The sequence below is a fragment of the Arthrobacter sp. P1_D12 genome, assembly GCF_056406175.1.
On record NZ_JBFUAR010000002.1, the window covers coordinates 97,432 to 113,111 of the forward strand.

The 15,680-nt window shown below is 62.1% G+C and carries 10 protein-coding genes; 3 read left to right on the plus strand and 7 right to left on the minus strand.

Features of this window, described 5'->3' with window-relative positions:
- Positions 1-18: 18 nt before the first annotated feature.
- From AC1DZV_RS02810 to AC1DZV_RS02820, 3 genes are read right to left on the minus strand one after another with little or no spacing between them, the layout of a single operon-like run.
- Positions 19-783, minus strand: a complete 765-nt coding sequence (locus AC1DZV_RS02810; RefSeq protein ID WP_364747816.1) for a DUF6339 family protein — start codon at positions 781-783, stop codon at positions 19-21.
- Positions 780-1,649, minus strand: a complete 870-nt coding sequence (locus AC1DZV_RS02815; protein ID WP_476952899.1) for a hypothetical protein — start codon at positions 1,647-1,649, stop codon at positions 780-782. The genes AC1DZV_RS02810 and AC1DZV_RS02815 overlap by 4 nt, the downstream gene beginning before the upstream one ends.
- Positions 1,646-3,535 (minus strand): hypothetical protein, encoded by a 1,890-nt coding sequence (locus AC1DZV_RS02820; RefSeq protein ID WP_476952900.1) that lies wholly within the window; start codon positions 3,533-3,535, stop codon positions 1,646-1,648. Before AC1DZV_RS02820 ends, AC1DZV_RS02815 begins: the two co-directional genes overlap by 4 nt.
- Positions 3,536-3,885: 350 nt before the next feature.
- Here AC1DZV_RS02820 and AC1DZV_RS02825 point away from each other — a divergent pair, with 350 nt between their 5' ends.
- Entirely contained in the window at positions 3,886-5,727 is a 1,842-nt protein-coding gene (locus tag AC1DZV_RS02825) for a DUF3427 domain-containing protein (protein WP_476952901.1), read from the plus strand.
- Positions 5,728-5,807: 80 nt separating this feature from the next.
- Here AC1DZV_RS02825 and AC1DZV_RS02830 read toward each other — a convergent pair whose 3' ends face one another.
- On the minus strand, positions 5,808-7,562 hold the full coding sequence (locus tag AC1DZV_RS02830) for a hypothetical protein (RefSeq protein ID WP_476952902.1): 1,755 nt from the start codon (positions 7,560-7,562) through the stop codon (positions 5,808-5,810).
- A 578-nt stretch (positions 7,563-8,140) separates the two neighbouring features.
- Between AC1DZV_RS02830 and AC1DZV_RS02835 the strand changes: the two genes are divergently transcribed.
- Positions 8,141-8,737, plus strand: a complete 597-nt coding sequence (locus tag AC1DZV_RS02835; RefSeq protein WP_476952903.1) for an NYN domain-containing protein — start codon at positions 8,141-8,143, stop codon at positions 8,735-8,737.
- Positions 8,738-8,761: 24 nt separating this feature from the next.
- Complete coding sequence (locus AC1DZV_RS02840) at positions 8,762-9,139, plus strand: BRCT domain-containing protein (protein WP_476952904.1); 378 nt, start codon at positions 8,762-8,764, stop codon at positions 9,137-9,139.
- Between the two features lie 88 nt (positions 9,140-9,227).
- On the opposite strand, the gene AC1DZV_RS02845 is transcribed toward AC1DZV_RS02840, so the two are convergent.
- Genes AC1DZV_RS02845 through AC1DZV_RS02855 form a run of 3 tightly spaced genes read right to left on the minus strand, consistent with a single transcriptional unit; the run spans position 9,228 to position 15,451 of the window.
- On the minus strand, positions 9,228-12,380 hold the full coding sequence (locus AC1DZV_RS02845) for a DEAD/DEAH box helicase (RefSeq protein WP_476952905.1): 3,153 nt from the start codon (positions 12,378-12,380) through the stop codon (positions 9,228-9,230).
- Entirely contained in the window at positions 12,370-14,250 is a 1,881-nt protein-coding gene (locus tag AC1DZV_RS02850) for a phospholipase D family protein (RefSeq protein WP_476952906.1), read from the minus strand. The genes AC1DZV_RS02845 and AC1DZV_RS02850 overlap by 11 nt, the downstream gene beginning before the upstream one ends.
- Positions 14,243-15,451, minus strand: a complete 1,209-nt coding sequence (locus AC1DZV_RS02855) for a DUF6361 family protein (RefSeq protein ID WP_476952907.1) — start codon at positions 15,449-15,451, stop codon at positions 14,243-14,245. Before AC1DZV_RS02855 ends, AC1DZV_RS02850 begins: the two co-directional genes overlap by 8 nt.
- Positions 15,452-15,680 lie beyond the last annotated feature (229 nt).

Sequence of the window (15,680 nt, forward strand, 5' to 3'; positions counted from 1 at the left end):
AGGCGCACGACGGCTATTTCATCCTGCATCCTTCACAGCGGGAGCTGATTCGATGACGAGAGCGCTGAGGGCGCTGCGGTCCAAGAAACCAAGGTCACGGTACCCGTAGACCAGCGTCAGCTCCATCATCAGCGCGGCGACGTGTTTGTCCGTCGCGTAACCGCCGCCTTGAGAGGCATGTTCGAGAACGCATCTGACCACGTCTGAAAAGGCCCCGGCTTCTCTGTGGAACAGGGAATTGATGCGATCCTCGTTCCGAAAGGCCTCTCGCGTGTAGGCGAAGCGATCCCCGGTGGCTTTGGAGAGGGGATATTGCAGTTTTGGGTCATATGTCATGGCCGCCACCCACCACAGACGGGAAATGCCATGCCGGACGAGCGGGTCACGAGAGGAATTCAGCATCAGCCAGCGGTCTTGAACGCGGCCCTTCCAGTTCCTCACCTCGGCAAGGGGCCATCGTTTCTCCATATAGTCTCGGTATGTGGCGAACGCAAGATACGTCCAGAGCCGCCGGTCGGATGCGTTGGCCCGATCGAGGACGCCAAGGTAGTCGTAAACTACAGGGGCGTTTTCAACATCACGTCCGGTGCTTCCTTTCGATCCGGCATCTAAAGAGTCCGGAACTCCCAGGTTCAGGTGAAGTTCCAGCTGGTTCTCTGGCCGGCCGATGATGATGTCAGCATCAGCCAGAAAATCGTCCGGCGTCTGAGCGACGTCGAGAGCGGACTTGAGCTCGAACACCGCCTGGTTGGTCAGTGCGCGGGCGTGATTGTTTTCCATCATTCGTCCCCCAAGCCGTCGAATGGTTTCATCAGTGAGGCATCCAGCGGATGGCCCAGAATTTTTTGTGCCAGTTCAAAAGAATGGTCCTCATAGGATCCTGCCTCTTGCACAAGCCGGTTCACCGCCGTGTACCATTTCTTGCCGGAGAGGTCTTCCCCCTCGCTCTCAGCCGCTAAGTTCTCCTTGATGAAGGAAATCGTCTGCATGAGCGCAGGCAGGACTACGAGACTGATCTGCAGGTCCGGCCGCTCCTGTAGCAGGCCAAACCCGGGAAGCGTCTTTTCGGGGAAGGCCACGAGCACATGTTCGTCGTCAAAGAATTTAACCTTCAGGCCCTTCTTGAGCTTCGGGTCCGCGATAAATCGGAAGCATGACCCTACTGGTGGCGAGAGCGGATCGTAGCGCTTCTCCGGCTCGAATTCGAAAAAGCCACCGTCGGCGAGAACATCTCCCGGGAGGATGCTGAAGGATGCGCCCGCATAGTCACTGTGTTGGTTTTGGAGGCTGTATGGATCGACTGGGCTGGTCGCAATGATCCTGATTTCAACCTTGACTGTGCCGCGGATGTCCTGTTGATCAATCCATCCGATGTATGTGCTGCCGTCGACATGCTGCTGGTGGACCGAGGCGCTGACCTCACCGCTGGCGATGGTGGAGCTGCAGGTCCAGCGGAAACTATACCGGGCAGTGCCGTCATCCATGAGCGACTGGATGTCCGGATCGCTCATCCGAACTTGAAACTTGATCTCCACGTCATCCACGCTCGGCGCGATGGTGACATTGACAACTTCAATGGAGGAACCCACGTCGTCCGATGCGTCGAGCACCGGATGCGGGTAGGAACCCCTCTTCGTGAATGTATTCACTTAACCCCCAGACGGTAACGGTGATTTGATGAGAGCTTGAGCCGGACGTGAGAAGTAATGCCTGCCTTCAGCTGCAGCTGCGATAGGACGTTGCCCTGATGCTTCAAGGGCTCGCTGGCGCCTCCAACGGTCAGCACGCCTTCGGAAATGGGCAGCATGTAGTCGTCCTCCATGCTGCCTCCAGGCCCAAGGGGCACAAGTTCGAGATCGCCGGAGACGTCCTCCAGAGGGGTTATAGCCAAGCACAAGTCGCCGGTCGTGGCATCTGACCAGCTGCGGAAGCGCACCTCTCCCGCCGTGATCCTTCCGGCGCCTTTTCCCTGCTCGCCGTCCCCAGGCAGAGTGCCGCCTTTCTTATTCCGGGTGCCTTCACCGCCCTGATCCTTGCCCTTATCCGTGGGGGAGGTGCCTTCGGCGCCGGCCGAAGTCCGTACACCGACGCGGACTGTCGGACGCTCTCGCGTCGCGACCTGTGTCAGTTCGCCGTCCGAGCCCTGCACGGTGCTTGACTCTTGGTCAGTGCCGGGACCGTCCTCCGGTGTTCCGGCGCTGCGCAGAGTCCCGGACTTTTCCTCGAACAACTCAGTGGGCAAATACCGCGCCAGACCCTTGATGACGACCTGGTCGCCGATTTGCTGTTTGACTCTGCTCTTGAGACCGTCTCGGACGAAGTTCTTGAGTTCACGCAGCAACGACTCGCCGTAAGCAGCTCGGCCGGGATCCCACTTGTGATGCTGCGGAGGCTCCAAGGTGCGCAGCAGCTTGTTTCCGTGGTCATCCGAGCACTCCAAGACGGCCGCATACTTGACCGGAATGGAGGTGTGGCGAAAGACGTCGATTCTCATCAACGGTTTCCGCACGGTTATGGTGTGCAGGGTCTTTTCAAGGCTGTCGTCGTCGATGTTGATGTAGAGAGCCAACTTGCCGAGCCGCTTGCTCGTATGCCGGATCGGTTCGGGGTCCCTAATGGCGCGGTAGAAGGCCTGAGCCTCCGCGTCCTCGACAACGTGCTTTTCCAAGCTGACCTGATCCAGCTCCCAGGTATGCGTGGGCGTGATGCCCTTGACGATCAGTCCTCCGCGGTCAATCGCCATCAGAAAGTTACGCATGAACGCGACCTTGATGTGCTGCAGATCGGGGTCCGCTCCCGATTTCCGGTATCCGAGGATGAAGACGTCCGTGCCCGGCTCGGTGCGCATGGGGAAAGGTCCCAGGGCTTCCGGGTTGCGCAGGTAGCGGAAATCCTTCTCATCGGTGAGGTCGGTGTAAAAGCCATCTCCGCCACGCCATACATCGTTCGCGTCGCGGTGGCTGGCAAGGCAGCTGTAGCCGGCGAGAACCGTCTCTTTTTCGTCTATCGGCAACGACGTGTAAAGGACGGTGCTCATGTTCGAGGCCATTGGGCCGACGGCGGATCCGATACCGAAGGACCCGCCACGGGAGCCGTCGTCCGCGGAGATTCCCGCCCCCCTCGTCAGGGCGCTCAGGGGTGAAGTCGGATCGTGCATTGATTCGGAGCCCGTCAACCCCTTGGTTCCGTAGTCGCTGATCCTTAATACTGAAATCATCTCCTGCTGTGAGGTCCGGAGCGCCGTGGCCATGGCCTCGTGGCCCTGGGTCCCCCTTGTCTGACGCTCAACCTGCTCCAGGTGCGTACGCAGTCGGGTTATCCCCGGAATGAGCTCAGTCGCCATCTCCGCCAGCTCGAACACCATAGTGACGGGACCTAGACCGACGCGGGCATCGATTGAGTTCTGCGCTGTCTCCCGCACGAGCGAGGACTCCGCGAGGGAACCTTCGAAGAACTGCTCGGCAGGGGAGACTGCGCCCTGCGATGCGCTTCTTCCGGACCTCTCAAAGTAGAATCCAAAATTTGCATTATTCATTCAAACGACACCTTTCTACTGGAGGGACTGGCCGGATCGAAGAGCGCCCTCACCTCTTTGAGTTCGGCCTCGATGGGGCGAAAAAGTGCGTCCACCTCTTCGGGGGTGTACTCGTAGTTCTTTCGGTTCGCTAAGTTCCCTAACAAGGAAATTTCGCGAATCAGTCTGTCGCCCCGTGTCGCCCCGAGGCGCCTGAACCTTTCGTTGCGCGATTCGCTAGACATCATTTCCTGGCAATTTGTCGAACATATATCGACTATATATCCGAAATGTAGTAAGTCAAGCATTTTCTTCCACCGGCGGGACGTTAGGACATGTGGAACCGACAGCATGGCGTGCGGAGATTTTCCATGTCAGCTTCTGACCGTCCGGCATTGCTGGACCACCTGCGGCCGCAGCAACTCCTCGGGCTCACCGCGACGCCGGAACGCGGCGACGGCGTCGACGTCGCCAAGCAGTTCTTCGACGGCCGCACCGCCAGCGAACTGCGTCTCTGGGATGCCCTGGACGCCGATCTGCTCGTGCCGTTCCACTATTTCGGCGTCTCGGACGACGTCGACCTGAGCCAGCTGGAATGGAAGCGCGGCAACTACGACACCGCCCAGCTGAGCAACCTCTACACCGGCAACGACGCCCGCTCCGCCAAGGTGATCCGCGAACTGCGCGAGAAGGTCACCAGCACGGACCAGATGCGGGCCATCGGCTTCTGCGTCTCGGTCCAGCACGCCCACTACATGGCGCTGGTGTTCAACCGCGCCGGCATCGCCTCCGTTGCCGTCGACGGGAGCACCGACGACGCCGCCCGCGCGGCCGCGCTGGAGCGGCTCCGCACTCAGGAGATCAACTGCATCTTCGCCGTCGACCTCTTCAACGAAGGCCTGGACCTGCCGCAGGTGGACACCATCCTGCTGCTCCGGCCCACGCAGAGCGCCACGATCTTCCTCCAGCAGTTGGGGCGCGGGCTCGGCCGTGCCGAGGGCAAGGCGGTGCTGACGGTCATGGACTTCATCGGCCAGCAACGGCGAGAGTTCCGCTTCGATCTGCGCTACAGGGCGCTGACCGGCTACGGGCGCAAGGAGCTGGAGAAGGCTGTCGAGGACGAATTCCCGTTCCTGCCGTCGGGCTCGCAGATTGTGCTGGACCGGGTGGCGCAAAAGGTGGTGCTGGACAACATCAAGGCGCAGCTGCGGTCCAATCGGGCGCAGCTGGTCCGGGACATCGCTTCCTATGCCGAGACGGAGCTGGAGGCCTACCTGGAGCGGTCCGGGAGCGACGTGAAGTCAATCTACCGTTCCACCAAGGATTCGTGGACCGGCTACCTGCGCCACGCCGGGCTCATCGAGGGATTCTCGCCGTTGGAGTCGGTCCTGAGCGGAAGGATCCAGGAACTCTCTGACGCTGACGAGAAAAGGCTCCTCGGCCGGATGGCCGCGCTGATGCACGTGGATGATCCGGAACGCGCCGCGGCGTACTCGATGCTCGTTGATGCCGACGCGCCCCGCTACGCGGAGCTCGGCATGCGCGAGCAGACGTTCGCCCGCATGCTCTTCTACACGCTCTGGGACGACGGCGGCGATTTTCGGTCGTACGACGCCGGCCTCGACTATCTGCGCGGCTACCAGTTTGTCTGGAACGAGATCCGCCAGCTCGTGAAGCTCGGCGTGGCGGCCTCCAAGCATGCCGCCAAGGGCCTCGGAGCGGGCCTGCAACACGTCCCGCTGCTCTCGCACGCCACCTATCGGCGCGAGGAGATCCTTGCGGCCCTGCAGTACGGTTCACTGGAGCTTGGTAAGAACGTGCAGCACCGCGAGGGGGTAGCCTGGTGCCCGGCGACGTCCACGGACGCCTTCTTTGTCACGCTCAACAAGGACGACAAGAAGCACTCGGCAACCACGATGTACAAGGACTATGCGATCAGCCCCGAGCTGTTCCACTGGGAATCGCAGAACGCGACATCGCCGCGGAGCCCGACTGGCAGGCGGTACCTGGACCGGGCAGCGCACGGTTCGAAGATCCTGATCTTTACGAGAGACACCTCAGAGGACGAGATCGGGCTGACTGTCCCCTACACGTGCCTTGGTCAGGTGGACTATGTGCAGCATGCGGGGGAGAAGCCGATCGCGATCACCTGGAAGCTGCACCGGCCGATGCCAGCGGATGTGTTTGCCACGGCTGCTGCGGTGGCTCAATAAAGCGCCTCGGCTCCGTGAGGACCATTTTCGGATGCCGTTGGGTTCGATGCCGGATGCTGCCGCACGCCCAGCCTTCGCCGCTATTTGTCACGCAGGATCGTCACCGTCGGCATGAAGCTAATGTCCCCGACGTCGTAGCCCCCGCGCGTGTGGGCGCTTACGTGCACTGTCTTCGGATCGTTTGCGGAGCTTCCCGGTGCACGGCGCACAAAGCTTCGGACGCCGTGGGCTGTTCTACCGCCATAATTGGAGAAGAAACCTTCGCGGAGGCCTCCAGTGACAAACCCATCTTCGATGACAACGGGGATCAGCCAATCGCTGTGCGGCTTGTACGTGAGGTTGCGCTGAGTATGTGAGCCTGGGCTGTCGAGATAGTTTCGTGCCCGTGGTTGGTCTGCAGTCGGCGAGCTTCTTTGAACGTGCGCCCCTTTTCGGAGCTTGATAGCAGCCTCGACCATGAACTGCGCATCTTCACGGTCTTCTACTCCCAGCCTGGTCCCGCGAGCCACCGCGATGAGGCGCCCACGCAGAGGGACATATTGTCCACGGTCAATACCGAAAACCCAGTCAGTGACGGCACTGAAGGTGATAATAGCCAGAGTGGTACCGTTTTGCTCCACGTGCCAGAAGATGAATCGACTCTTGCCCAAGTCCGTCAGGACCCCCGTATGCATGGGACGGAGATTTGTAAGCGCGTTCGCCATCACGGCCGGCGTGGAGGCTTGGCCGTTCTTCCGCGCGGATGCTCGGACGTTATTACTGACCTCGTGGTACGCGAATAGCCCGAACTTTCCGTGGCATACGAGACGCATCAAACTTCGGAGGGCACGGTCGGTAAGGCGGCTACTTGAGGTGATTGCCGGAAAAGAGCGGACAATTTTCTCATCCAAATCAAGCACTGCGCTCAGTTCGCGGAATAGAACGGCGTGGTCCTTTGGCGCGAATCCACCGAGAGTTTGCCGCAGCGCATCGACTTCGGAGGATCCTTTGCCGATAGCCGAGGTCATAGGCGGTACGTCGAACAATACTTTCACGCCCCCGACGGTCGGTTTGCTCTCTGGGTCCAGCTCCACAGCCTTCGAACGCGCGACTAGAGCGCGCTGGATGTCAACGACGGCGGCTGGCTTCGGCGGCGTTAGAGCACCAGCAGAGGGAATAGTAGTGCTCGCCAGACGGGCGAGTCGCGGCGCGGCAAAGCTGGTTCTTTGAGGCGCCAACGGAATGCGGTTTCCGGCTTTGGAATCGATCTTATAGGCCGGCTGCTGCCGAGTATGGTCAGCGAGAGCCGTGGCCTGATGTGCTGCCTTTGTAGCCAAAGCTGGAGTTTGGATTGAACCAACCGGTGGCCGCGTCCTCCACACCAGCTTATCCGGCCGGGAGGCGGCGAGTTGCCTGAGACGATCAGCTTCGAACTCGAACAGCATGAACGCTTCGCGATTACCCCTAACCGGAATTCCAGATCGCCTAGCTTCCAGGGCTAACAGCTGCACGTCCACGTCGAGTTCGGTCGCCAAGAGTGCCAGAGACACGGTCGGCCGTGAGACAGCCGAATCCGGGGCGTTCCATTGCTCACGTACGGCCTCGGCTTCGGCTACGGTCAGGCGCGAAGCAGGCGTCGTCTTCGTGTGTCCCAACCCTCGTCGGATCTTTAGGACATCCGCGACCTGACATCCTACGACTCGGGCGACTTCAGGAACCGGGAGGTGTCCACGGTCTGCAAACATGGGGGACTGTGTTGTTTGTAGCGAGAGGCCCGCTTCGGGCGGCAGAACACCCAATGCATCTTGTTTGAACTTCCGCAGTGCGGCTTGCTGTTCGTCGTCGAGCCGGGCCATGATTCCCCCAAGTATCTTTGCAGTAACGGCGTAAGAATATCTGCCTCCCCAGACAATTGCCGAAGTCAGCGACTCGCCAGCGAAAAGAAAGCGCCGACGGCCGGCGGCTGATTGTTTTAACCGCGGGTAAGGGGCGCATGGACTACGTGCGGCACTGGAGCAGTAGCCATCGCCATTTCGAGGCAGCGGGACCACATTGGAGTCCGGGGGCGGGGTGCGCGACTACGGCAGCGGTGGCGCGGAAAGGCTCGCTAGTGCGTCGGTCGCTAAGACGGGGAAGCGTTGGAAGCCCCTGTCCGCTGTCGCCGGTCCAGGGATAATTCAGGCGTGCACCGACGAAAATTTGACAATTCGCACGTTTTGACCCACACTCATATCAACGGAACTCCCTGCACCTTCAAGGTGTGGGGCTTCTTTTGTATCTGGCCGATTTACTTATTCGGGATATCCTCCGAATGGCACCGAAAGGCATGCTGTAGTTCGAAGAACGATTTGAATCTTGTCGCAGCAAAAAATCATAGATCTAAATGCCGTCACGTAAACCGTGGCGGCTTCACCTGTTAAAGGAGATAAATACTATGGACAGAATTGCAGTTTTTCTCGATTATTCGAACGTCCACCTTGTGGGTCACGATCTCTTCGCCAGAGATTTCGAGAAGTGGACCACACACGTTTCGCCTCGCCGCGTTGCTGAATCAATCATGTCGAAACGCACGAAGGAAGGCGAACTGGCAGGGGTCTTCCTCTTTCGAGGCAGCCCAGAGCGATTCTCGGATCCGGAAGCCACGAAGATTTTTCGGGACGAGCAACGCCGATGGGGCGCCGACCCCTTGGTCCATGCCACGTACTTGCCCCTCCATTACGCGAAGTATCGCGTTCAGCCCAAGGAATCAGGTGTCGATGTTCGTCTCAGCCTGGATCTTGTGAAGACGGCCGAGTCCCATCGATTCGACACGCTCATCCTCTTCTCAGGGGACAGCGATTGTTTCCCGGCTGTGCAGGACGTCGTCAAGACCACGACTCATCTGGAACTGGCAGCGTGGTCCGACGGCAGGGGATGCCCGGGAAATCGCATCGCCCAGCAGGCGGCAAAGCACTTTCGCCTGTGGACGCATCGCCTTTCAGAGGAAGACTTCTGGGACTGCCAAGACAACCAAGACTTCATCGCGGCCTAGACCCAATCGGGCAGGAGGACAGAAATGTACAAGTACTCAGGACCGTGCAGCGGCTTCGTGACCGCCCTTCGCGGACAGACAGTGACGATGACAGGAAGGGTTGTTGTGCGCGGAGAGCACATCAAACGAGACACCCTGGCAAAGATCATCGAAACCAAGGGAGCGAGGTTCAAGAATGATCTGACTGGCCAGATATCTCTCCTCGTTCATGGCGACTTAAGCGGCCAGGTTGTTGCAGATATGCGAATTCAGTTCAGCGACAAACTACTCGACGTCATCAACCAAGATCGCCGCAAACACCACGTGTGCGTCGTCTCCTCGGCGGGGTTCTCCGAGTTGCTGAACGGCGGAACTACCAAGTGCCTCCATGACGCTGTCGCCGACCGTGCGTCTGCGGTTTGAGCTCGCAGTCTCAGTGCTTGCTTTGTCTCCACGCTTCGCGGGCTGCGAAGCGTGGAGACATCGTTGCCGCCGGGCTCGGCATACCGAACTAAGGCCGCAAATCCAGTGGTTTTATCTCCGCCCCATCCTTGATCAGGCCCAACAAATCGTCTTGCCGAGCCTGGCCCAGCGTCAGCCGGTACTTCGCCAGGCCGGCCAGCATGTGCTTGGTTCGAGGCACGTCACGGCTTAGTGGGTGGTCTAGGAGCCTTCGCTGGATCTTGTGCTCTCCCGGGTGGATCCAGTGCGGAGCAAACTCGGTGCTGGAATCTTCCGGGTGCGCCGCAACGTCGGCAGAAGCTACGGAGAACAGGGTCTCCCACGGATCCGTGACCCCGGGCTTGAGGACTTCAGCACCATGCGCTTCGGCCACATTCTTGCGGACCGCATGTCCCAGGTACCGGTGCACGCGGCCTTCCCGCTGTTCGAAGTCGACCGGATTGCCGGGCACGTTCCAGTGGATGACGGAGTGCGCCCACCAGTGGAAGTCGATGCCCTCCTGGCCCACCGACGTGGACGCAAGCACAAACGGCCAGAAGGGGCTGTTGAACGCCCGGCGGACGTCAGGCATACGGTTGCTGTCGCCGTCGTCGGTCTTGGCGTTGCTGTACCGCACGGCGAAGCGGACGCCCATTCGGAGGTCCTCGTGCGAACCGTCGGGATACTTGGCGAGCATCTGGGCTGGTTTGAGGGACAAGGAGCGCCGGATGTCATCGGCCAGCGCCCACAGCTGCTCGGTGATGATCTCCCCGGGAGCCTGCTGGCTGCGGAGCTGGAAGACGTACTCGTCCAGCACAGCCTGGAGGTTACCGGCTTCGCAGTAGCGCAAGACCTTCTGCCAGTAGTCGCCTTCCGGATAGAGCTTGTCCAGCAGCTCGGTGGCGTCGAGCCGGTTAAAGAGCGTGCGCAGGCCGCTTGCCGCAAACACGGCGGCCTTCCACAGCTCGGTGCCGTCGAAGTCGTCCGGCACCACACGCCCCAGGGCACGGTAGAGGCAGTTGGCGGGGGAGTTAACGGCCAGGTCTTCAAGCCCGTCCTCCCATCCCGCCGGTTCGCCGGCAGACGCCTGAAGCATTCGATCAACGTGTGCGAGATAGAGCCCGGCCTCGGAGCCCCCTTCCTGCTCGGTGTCCCCGCCGTCCGAGGCTTTGCCCTGCTGCTGGGTGTACTCGTCCAACTGACGCAGCTCCCGAGTGGCCAGTTTGGCATTGTTCTTCCACTCTGCCGGCAGGGCGCCCGGCACCGCGAAGTAGGACGCCCAAGCACCGAGCCGGCTGGCCGGGTCGACGACGGCGCTTTCCACCATCGCGGTTCCGGCCGCCGCCGCGGCATCCCGAACAACATCGCCGGGAACCATGGAACCACTCAATGAGGCACTCTCCAGCGGATCACCCGCCAGTGCCAGAGCAGCATGGGGGATGAACAGAGCCAGCGTGGACATGGCCTGTGGCTCACCGTCGCGGACGCGGAACCTGAGCCGGCCACGGAAACGCTTGCGAGCTTCGGCCGAGTTTTCACCGTGTAGCGGCGAACCTTCCAGGATCTGCCGCTCGGCCTCGTAGGAGAGCATCGTGGTGATCGCCGTCGGGGCGGCATTCCACGCCGAGAAGACCAGCTGCTTGGTGACGTCGGGTCCCACCTCGGCGAACGCGCCGGAAGGAGCCACGTAGGGGAGCGACGGCGGCATCCACAACAGCTTCCACCAGCCCTGCCCGACGGTATGTTCGCGCACGGCCCGGAATTTGGCGTTGTCAGTCTCGACAGCGCCGTAGCTGCGGTACGCATCGGGGTCGATCGTGGCCAGGGCCGGCAGCACCGGGTCAATGGCCTCCCGGTCACAGTGGATCCTGCCGTCCAGCATCCTGCCGACCTTGTAGTCGGTGAGGAAGTGGGCGAACATCGGCACGGATTTCCAGTACTCCATCGGACTGCCGGTGCGCGTGGCCCGGAACAAAGCGGACAGGGACTTGTAGCTGGTGAGGTCCCCAGCGCGGACATCCGTCGGTGCCATCTCGATCACGGACAGCATGTCGTCTTTGCCCAGCTGGGGCCGCTCCGTACGGCTCATGAACAGCTTCAGGCCGTCCTCGATGCGATGCGTCAGAGCATCGTCAGGGACCTGCTTCAGCAGCTGAGTCCGGCGGCCGTCCAGGTCTGCCTCAAGGCCTTCCATGTACCCCGGCCGTTCGCTGCTCAGGAAACGCAGCAATTGCCGGAAGTCGGCGGCGTGGTCGTCGCCGTCGGCCTCGTTCGCTCCGGTGTGCGCCTTGTACGGCGTGGCCGAGAGCAGGATCAGTTTGGCGCCCTTGTAGTTCAGGAACTGCCGCGCCAGCTCTGCCGCGGAATCCTCGTCGTCGGGCGCGGTGCCGGGGGAGTAGAGCAGATCGCGGAAGCGCTGGAACTCATCCAGGATGATCAGGTCAGGCTCCAGGCAATCAAGCCCGGCCTGGGCAAGGTCACCCCGGAGCCCTCCGATGATGGCACTCATGCGGGGCCGGACCGTCTCCGCCCCATCGCGCGTTGCTTCGCGCAGCGCCTTGCGGAAGGCGGGCAGGTTGCCGCTTTGGTGCGCCAGCGTGCGGAAACGGTTCCGCACGGCGACGGCGAAGCCGTCCGGGAACTGCTCGTGCATGTACTGGACACGGCGCGCGAAGCGCTCGGTGGAGGCGCCTGCGCGCAGGAGCTCGACAGCGTCGTCGTGCTGTTCCTCGCCGATCACGCCGAGCTGGGTGATGATGCGGAAGAGCACAGCGCGTTCCTTGGCCTGGCCCGTTGCCCCGCCGACGTTGAACGACGTGCCCGGAGTCAGCGAGATGAAGTTGACGCGCTTCCGTGTTCCCGGCGCTGCCGGAGCGTTCAGCTTGGCCAGCTCGGTGGGCAGCAGTGTGAGCCGGCCGGACTCGATGATGTCCTTTTGCCCGGTGACGTTCAGCCGGCTGAGGTTCTGCTTGGCCAGGTCCGCGTTGGAGCAGACGTAGACGACGTCGATGCGGTTCACCCCGGAGTCGGGACGGTCGAGCAGCTCAATGGCCTTGGCAATGACGCCGCGGGCCACCATGCTCTTGCCCAGCCCGGTCTCGTCCGCGACGAGGAAGCGGTCCGCCGGCTGGTCATCCAGGTAGAGACGCTTGAAGACATGTTCCACGGTCCGGCGCTGAAAGCCCCTCAGTCCGTCCAGCGCGGGCGTTGCATCAAACCCCATGAAGTTCCCCTATGTCCAATGCTTCGGTGGCTGCCGTCCAGAGCGCGTGCAGCTGCTGAATCTCCGGGTCATCGCCGCGAAGGGCGAGCAGCCGGTCCATGACTACTTTCAGATCCGGGAAGACCGAACCGGCGTCCGGGCCCGCCATTGCGCCCACCATCGCTTCGAAGAGCCCGGCGGCGGAGCCGTCGCCGAACCCGGAACCGGCGAACCACCCTGTGCCCGTCCCCGACCCAGGCAGGGCGTCTTCCGGGGTAAGGAACAACAGCAGGAACTGGCGAAGCTTCCGGGGGTCGTCCAGCTGCCGGGCGATGATCTCATCCAGCCGTCCCGCAGGATCGGTGCGCAGACTGCCCTGGACCACCGTGCTCTTTGACAGCCCTGCCGCCGGGTCCTCCAGCGTGAGCACCAGGTACGGCGTCACATCAGCCAGCGGGATGGCGCGGAAGACATGTTCGTGCTGACCTCCGGACGGCTCGACGACGGCGCTCGGCTGGGGGAGCGAAAGGAGGCGCAACTTCGAGGTCAACTCAGGCTTCGGCGACCAGCCATGCGAGACGGTCACCGTGAACGTGTTTTTTGTATCGCCGTCGGGGGCGGCATCGAGGAGGAACCGTTGCGCGGCAGCGTCGCGCAGGGCGTTCTCCAGCCGGAAGGCTGCCACGTCTTCTTCGGAGCGGGCCGCGCCGCCGATGCCCAGGTAATCGGCGAAGGGCACGTCCTTGAGGCTCTCCCGGATGCGCTGCACACCCAACCGCTTTTTGGCCCCCCGCATTTCCAGCAGAAACTCCACGTTCCTGGTGAAGCCCGCTTCGGTGGCGTTGGCCGACCCGAGAAGCACGTAGGTGTGGTGGTCGAAGTCGCAGAAGTAGGCCTTTGCGTGCAGTCCGGTGAGATCGTCGGCGACGTGCTGGATCCCGGACTCGTCGACATCGCTTTGCCCTGACTCCGACGATTCGGGGATGCCGAGTTCGTCAAAAGCCTTGAACGAGGTGTGGGTATCATCCACCGTTTGTTCGTTGAGGAGATCCAGCTGGTCCCCGCGTGAGTAGACGTAGAGGTTGTCCGTCCACGGGTCCCGAAGCCGGCCGAGCATCGTGTCGTCGAGGAAGGGCGAGATTAACAGCTTCTCCCGGCCAAAATGGGCCCCATTCCCGGTCTTGCCGTTGAGGGCCTTAAAGTTTCCCGGATCGCCGAGGTGGGCAGTGATGGAGCCCTGTTCAAAGTCTTCGCCCATGCCCATCGGCCGGAACGCTAGTCGGTGGATGTCCTCCGGCAACTCCCAGCGGACGTCCGTCAGGCGTGCGGCGAGACCGCGCACCCTGGCCAGCCGCCCGGCGTCGGGCGTCACTGTGCAGAGGTCGGGGAGCCCGGCGATGAAACGTGCCAGGGGCCCGCTGTCCGGGCCAGCATCCTCGGTGCCCTGCATGGGCTCGCCGTCCAGACGAACAAGGAGGTCCCAGCTGGCGTCGGTGGTGAGGTTGCGGCTGCTGCACAGGAAACGGTAGCGGCGCTCCGTGTCGTTCTCGAATGCGAGGAGCCAGATTTTGGGGTGGAACAGTCCGCGCTTGATGCTGACCTGATGGACAATCGGCTCCAGCAGCGCGAGAAGGTCCGAGGCGTCCGAGGGCGCCTTGATGTGGCCTGCCTGGCAGAAGATGTCTACACGGTCGGAGACTTTGCGCAGGGCGCTGAGCACCGCCACCGGATTGGTGAATTCCTCTCCGGAGCCCGCGACGAAGCTCAGCGGTACCGACAGGGCGCTGGTCATGTCCAGGGTGAAGGTGGTGCCCACGGCGTGGGAGAGCCGGAACCCTGCCGGCGGGCGCAGCTGCTGCGTGAGTGCCTGCCTGTTTGCTGCCTCAAGCATTCGACTGCCCTTCCAATGCGAGCCCCGCGTGGATGTCCAGGACATTCCGGCGTACTTGCGTCCAGCGGAAGGTAAGGGCTCCCACTCTGGCCGGTGGCTGCCAGGCGCGGAGACGGCGTTCGTTGCGGAACCGCGAGTTGGACTTCTTCATGAGCTTCTCTCGGGTTTCGACGGCGGCACGGAAGCCCTGGTTGTCGATCAGATTGCCGGGGCTCGTGGCAGCGTTGGCCATCTGCCGTGCAAAGTCCGCGGTGTTGCTGTTGATGCCGCGGTTCAGTGCCTTGGCGCGGTCAATGTAGTCGTCGACGTCCCAGCTGGTGAGGAGCTCGCGTTTACTGTCCCTCTGGTCCTCCCACGCTGCGAGGAGCACGTGTGTGGGCTCCAGGGTGTCCTCTCCGGCGGAGAAGACCTTTGCGGAAAGTTCCGCGAGCAGGTGCTGGTAGAGGATGGTGGCGCCGTTGTGGATAAAGGAGAACGCCTCTGCGTCCTTGAGCCACTGCCCGGGCTCACCCTCCGCGCTGCGGCACGCCGGGTCCAGCCAGGGTGCCCAAAGTCCCGGGGTGGGGCTGACCTCGGATGCGACGACGTGGGCCAGCATGGTGCCGGGGCAGGTGGTCAGGATGCGTTCCAGGAGCCAGCGGGCTTCGGCGTGGGACAGGTTCAGCCCACGGTCCTCGGTCTGCGGAAAGCCCGCCGGCGGCTTGGGGAGGGTCTGGTTCCAAACCAAGTAGCTGCTTTCGCCGTCCTCGGGAGCGGGGGCGTCTGCACACATGAGCTGGGCAACGGCGGAACGGTCGGTGTCCGGGTTGACGATGCCGTAAGCGCGCAGCGCAGTCCAGTAGGCGGCCGAGGGCAGCTGCTGGACGTTCCGCCCGGCATCGCGGCCGATGTAGCTTTCCTCGCCGAGCTCCTTGAACCGCCCGATCAGCTGCCGCTCGGATTCCTCGGCCCGCTTCCGGAGGTCATCCGGGTTCCTGGTGCCCTTCTGGGCGGTTTGGTAGACCCACGGGACGAGGAGCATGTACCGCGCGCCCAGGTGCAGTACGGATGTGCCCGGGAACAAGCTGTTGCTGATGGCGTCGCGGAGCTGGCCCATGCCGAGGTCATCGGTGGTTTCCGGCGTGCCAAAGAGCTTCACGAGCTCGCGCATCTTCGAGTTTTCTTCAGTGGACGCATCGAGCCAGGAGATGAGGGAGGTCATATCGGTGTGTGCACTCGTTTCGCTTGCCGGGAGGATCTCGTCTTTGAGGTGTCTTCGTGGCTGCGAGTTCTCCCCAGTGTGCACAATAAGGCATCGTGACGATCTTGCCTTGGACCACAGACATTATTGAGCAATCTGTCATCCCGCGCACACGACGACCGACTCTCCGTTGGGTAGAAGACCTTGCGGTCGTGAACGAGCAGTTTCGCCCCGCACAAACCTCGGCCTA